Annotated in this window: 2 tRNA genes and 3 rRNA genes; all 5 read left to right on the top strand. The window is 51.0% G+C overall.

The annotated features are described in order from the left end of the window. The first annotated feature begins 188 nt into the window (after positions 1-188). Positions 189-1,725 (top strand): 16S ribosomal RNA (locus tag BMX80_RS17605). A 63-nt stretch (positions 1,726-1,788) separates the two neighbouring features. After that, positions 1,789-1,865 (top strand) — tRNA-Ile (locus BMX80_RS17600). Between the two features lie 31 nt (positions 1,866-1,896). Continuing rightward, positions 1,897-1,972, top strand: a tRNA-Ala gene (locus tag BMX80_RS17595). Positions 1,973-2,222: 250 nt separating this feature from the next. Then, positions 2,223-5,113, top strand: a 23S ribosomal RNA gene (locus tag BMX80_RS17590). A 126-nt stretch (positions 5,114-5,239) separates the two neighbouring features. Continuing rightward, positions 5,240-5,355, top strand: a 5S ribosomal RNA gene (gene rrf / locus BMX80_RS17585). The 16S, 23S and 5S rRNA genes sit together here with 2 tRNA genes alongside, the layout of an rRNA operon. Positions 5,356-5,401: the final 46 nt, after the last annotated feature.

Genomic DNA, 5,401 nt, shown 5'->3' with positions numbered 1-5,401 from the left:
CCTCGGTTAAGCGAGCTGCTTAGCCAAATTGCTCTTTAACAACCTGAATCAAGCAATTCGTGTGGGTGCTTACGATGAATGATGATCGCATGATTATCAGTAAGAGTAAGTAACTCTGTGAATTCACAATGAGTTTATTTGCGATTACTGAGCCAAGTTTAGGGTTTTCTCAAAACCCAGATTGATTTGAACTGAAGAGTTTGATCATGGCTCAGATTGAACGCTGGCGGCAGGCCTAACACATGCAAGTCGAGCGGATGAAGAGAGCTTGCTCTTGGATTCAGCGGCGGACGGGTGAGTAATGCCTAGGAATCTGCCTAGTAGTGGGGGACAACAGTTGGAAACGACTGCTAATACCGCATACGTCCTACGGGAGAAAGTGGGGGATCTTCGGACCTCACGCTATTAGATGAGCCTAGGTACGATTAGCTAGTTGGTAGGGTAAAGGCCTACCAAGGCGACGATCGTTAACTGGTCTGAGAGGATGATCAGTCACACTGGAACTGAGACACGGTCCAGACTCCTACGGGAGGCAGCAGTGGGGAATATTGGACAATGGGGGAAACCCTGATCCAGCCATGCCGCGTGTGTGAAGAAGGTCTTCGGATTGTAAAGCACTTTAAGTTGGGAGGAAGGGCAGTAAGTTAATACCTTGCTGTTTTGACGTTACCGACAGAATAAGCACCGGCTAACTCTGTGCCAGCAGCCGCGGTAATACAGAGGGTGCAAGCGTTAATCGGAATTACTGGGCGTAAAGCGCGCGTAGGTGGTTACGTAAGTTGAAGGTGAAATCCCCGGGCTTAACCTGGGAACTGCCTCCAAAACTGCGTGGCTAGAGTACGGTAGAGGGTAGTGGAATTTCCTGTGTAGCGGTGAAATGCGTAGATATAGGAAGGAACACCAGTGGCGAAGGCGACTACCTGGACTGATACTGACACTGAGGTGCGAAAGCGTGGGGAGCAAACAGGATTAGATACCCTGGTAGTCCACGCCGTAAACGATGTCAACTAGCCGTTGGGCTCCTTGAGAGCTTAGTGGCGCAGCTAACGCATTAAGTTGACCGCCTGGGGAGTACGGCCGCAAGGTTAAAACTCAAATGAATTGACGGGGGCCCGCACAAGCGGTGGAGCATGTGGTTTAATTCGAAGCAACGCGAAGAACCTTACCTGGCCTTGACATGCTGAGAACTTTCCAGAGATGGATTGGTGCCTTCGGGAACTCAGACACAGGTGCTGCATGGCTGTCGTCAGCTCGTGTCGTGAGATGTTGGGTTAAGTCCCGTAACGAGCGCAACCCTTGTCCTTAGTTACCAGCACGTTATGGTGGGCACTCTAAGGAGACTGCCGGTGACAAACCGGAGGAAGGTGGGGATGACGTCAAGTCATCATGGCCCTTACGGCCAGGGCTACACACGTGCTACAATGGTAGGTACAGAGGGTTGCCAAGCCGCGAGGTGGAGCTAATCTCACAAAACCTATCGTAGTCCGGATTGGAGTCTGCAACTCGACTCCATGAAGTCGGAATCGCTAGTAATCGTGAATCAGAATGTCACGGTGAATACGTTCCCGGGCCTTGTACACACCGCCCGTCACACCATGGGAGTGGGTTGCTCCAGAAGTAGCTAGTCTAACCTTCGGGGGGACGGTTACCACGGAGTGATTCATGACTGGGGTGAAGTCGTAACAAGGTAGCCCTAGGGGAACCTGGGGCTGGATCACCTCCTTAATCGAAAGATCACATTGTTGTAAGTACTCACACGAATTGCTTGATTCGAAGGCGAAGGCGATTGGGTCTGTAGCTCAGTTGGTTAGAGCGCACCCCTGATAAGGGTGAGGTCGGCAGTTCAACTCTGCCCAGACCCACCAATTTTAGTGGGCGTAACAGCCAGCCGAAATTGGGGCCATAGCTCAGCTGGGAGAGCGCCTGCCTTGCACGCAGGAGGTCAGGAGTTCGATCCTCCTTGGCTCCACCAACTTGCTAGATTCGCCGGGTTAGAAGAGAAGGGAAAGCACAGACAGGAAAGCTTTTAAAGTTATTAAAGCTTTGTTGTCTGGTCTTTGACCGGAACGTTCTTTAAAAATTTGGGTATGTGATAGAAGTGGCTAATTAATTATTTTCACTGATAATTAGTTAAGCCAAGGTAAAATTTGCGAGTTCAAGCGCAAGTTTTCGGCGAATGTCAAAAAGTTTACTGACTGACTCCAGATTATTTGGGGTTATATGGTCAAGTGAATAAGTGCATACGGTGGATGCCTTGGCAGTCAGAGGCGATGAAAGACGTGATAGCCTGCGATAAGCTTCGGGGAGGTGGCAAATAACCTTTGATCCGGAGATCTCTGAATGGGGAAACCCACTTAGCATAAGCTAGGTATCTTACACTGAATACATAGGTGTAAGAGGCGAACCGGGAGAACTGAAACATCTAAGTACCCCGAGGAAAAGAAATCAACCGAGATTCCCTAAGTAGTGGCGAGCGAACGGGGAGCAGCCCTTAAGCTTCTTTGATCTTAATAGAACGCTCTGGAAAGTGCGGCCATAGTGGGTGATAGCCCCGTATATGAAAAGGTCTTAGAAGTGAAATCGAGTAGGACGGGGCACGTGAAACCTTGTCTGAACATGGGGGGACCATCCTCCAAGGCTAAATACTACTGACTGACCGATAGTGAACCAGTACCGTGAGGGAAAGGCGAAAAGAACCCCTGTGAGGGGAGTGAAATAGAACCTGAAACCGTATGCATACAAGCAGTGGGAGCAGACTTTGTTCTGTGACTGCGTACCTTTTGTATAATGGGTCAGCGACTTATATTCAGTGGCGAGCTTAACCGAATAGGGGAGGCGTAGGGAAACCGAGTCTTAATAGGGCGTTTAGTCGCTGGGTATAGACCCGAAACCGGGCGATCTATCCATGAGCAGGTTGAAGGTGCCGTAACAGGCACTGGAGGACCGAACCCACTCCCGTTGAAAAGGTAGGGGATGACTTGTGGATAGGAGTGAAAGGCTAATCAAGCTCGGAGATAGCTGGTTCTCCTCGAAAGCTATTTAGGTAGCGCCTCACGTATCACTCCAGGGGGTAGAGCACTGTTTCGGCTAGGGGGTCATCCCGACTTACCAAACCGATGCAAACTCCGAATACCTGGAAGTGCAGCGTGGGAGACACACGGCGGGTGCTAACGTCCGTCGTGAAAAGGGAAACAACCCAGACCGTCAGCTAAGGTCCCAAAGTTCTAGTTAAGTGGGAAACGATGTGGGAAGGCTTAGACAGCTAGGAGGTTGGCTTAGAAGCAGCCACCCTTTAAAGAAAGCGTAATAGCTCACTAGTCGAGTCGGCCTGCGCGGAAGATGTAACGGGGCTCAAACTAGACACCGAAGCTACGGGTTCACACTATGTGTGAGCGGTAGAGGAGCGTTCTGTAAGCCTGTGAAGGTGAGTTGAGAAGCTTGCTGGAGGTATCAGAAGTGCGAATGCTGACATGAGTAACGACAATGGGAGTGAAAAACTCCCACGCCGAAAGACCAAGGTTTCCTGCGCAACGTTAATCGACGCAGGGTGAGTCGGCCCCTAAGGCGAGGCAGAAATGCGTAGTCGATGGGAAGCAGGTTAATATTCCTGCACTTCTAATTACTGCGATGGAGGGACGGAGAAGGCTAGGCCAGCACGGCGTTGGTTGTCCGTGTTTAAGGTTGTAGGCTGAGATTTTAGGCAAATCCGGAATCTCAAGGCCGAGAGCTGATGACGAGCACTCTTTTAGAGAGCGAAGTGGTTGATGCCATGCTTCCAGGAAAAGCTTCTAAGCTTCAGGTAATTAGGAACCGTACCCCAAACCGACACAGGTGGTCGGGTAGAGAATACCAAGGCGCTTGAGAGAACTCGGGTGAAGGAACTAGGCAAAATGGCACCGTAACTTCGGGAGAAGGTGCGCCGGTGAGGGTGAAGTATTTACTGCGTAAGCCCACGCCGGTCGAAGATACCAGGCCGCTGCGACTGTTTATTAAAAACACAGCACTCTGCAAACACGAAAGTGGACGTATAGGGTGTGACGCCTGCCCGGTGCCGGAAGGTTAATTGATGGGGTTAGCGCAAGCGAAGCTCTTGATCGAAGCCCCGGTAAACGGCGGCCGTAACTATAACGGTCCTAAGGTAGCGAAATTCCTTGTCGGGTAAGTTCCGACCTGCACGAATGGCGTAACGATGGCGGCGCTGTCTCCACCCGAGACTCAGTGAAATTGAAATCGCTGTGAAGATGCAGTGTATCCGCGGCTAGACGGAAAGACCCCGTGAACCTTTACTATAGCTTTGCACTGGACTTTGAATTTACTTGTGTAGGATAGCTGGGAGGCTTTGAAGCGTAGACGCCAGTTTGCGTGGAGCCAATCTTGAAATACCAGCCTGGTAAATTTGAGGTTCTAACTCTGGTCCGTTATCCGGATCGAGGACAGTGTATGGTGGGTAGTTTGACTGGGGCGGTCTCCTCCTAAAGAGTAACGGAGGAGTACGAAGGTGCGCTCAGCACGGTCGGAAATCGTGCGTAGAGTATAAAGGCAAAAGCGCGCTTGACTGCGAGACAGACACGTCGAGCAGGTACGAAAGTAGGTCTTAGTGATCCGGTGGTTCTGTATGGAAGGGCCATCGCTCAACGGATAAAAGGTACTCCGGGGATAACAGGCTGATACCGCCCAAGAGTTCATATCGACGGCGGTGTTTGGCACCTCGATGTCGGCTCATCACATCCTGGGGCTGAAGCCGGTCCCAAGGGTATGGCTGTTCGCCATTTAAAGTGGTACGCGAGCTGGGTTTAGAACGTCGTGAGACAGTTCGGTCCCTATCTGCCGTGGACGTTTGAGACTTGAGAGGGGCTGCTCCTAGTACGAGAGGACCGGAGTGGACGAACCTCTGGTGTTCCGGTTGTCACGCCAGTGGCATTGCCGGGTAGCTATGTTCGGAAGAGATAACCGCTGAAAGCATCTAAGCGGGAAACTTGCCTCAAGATGAGGTCTCACTGGGAACTTGATTCCCCTAAAGGGCCGTCGAAGACTACGACGTTGATAGGCTGGGTGTGTAAGCGTTGTGAGGCGTTGAGCTAACCAGTACTAATTGCCCGTGAGGCTTGACCATATAACACCCAAGCAATCTGAGATTGCAGTGGTAAACGAAACAAAGCCGAAAGCTTGTTGAACTCGTAATACCAATCACATACCCAATTCGGATAGACGTACGCAATACGGATATCCAACCGAATTGCTTGACGACCATAGAGCACTGGAACCACCTGATCCCTTTCCGAACTCAGCAGTGAAACGGTGCATCGCCGATGGTAGTGTGGGGTCTCCCCATGTGAGAGTAGGTCATCGTCAAGCACCTAAAACCAAAGCCCCTGAGCAAAAGCTCAGGGGCTTTGTCTTT

Origin of the sequence: Atopomonas hussainii, assembly GCF_900109735.1 — a bacterium.
GTDB classification, from domain to species: Bacteria; Pseudomonadota; Gammaproteobacteria; order Pseudomonadales; family Pseudomonadaceae; genus Atopomonas; species Atopomonas hussainii.
This window is presented reverse-complemented; position numbering and strand designations above follow the sequence as displayed.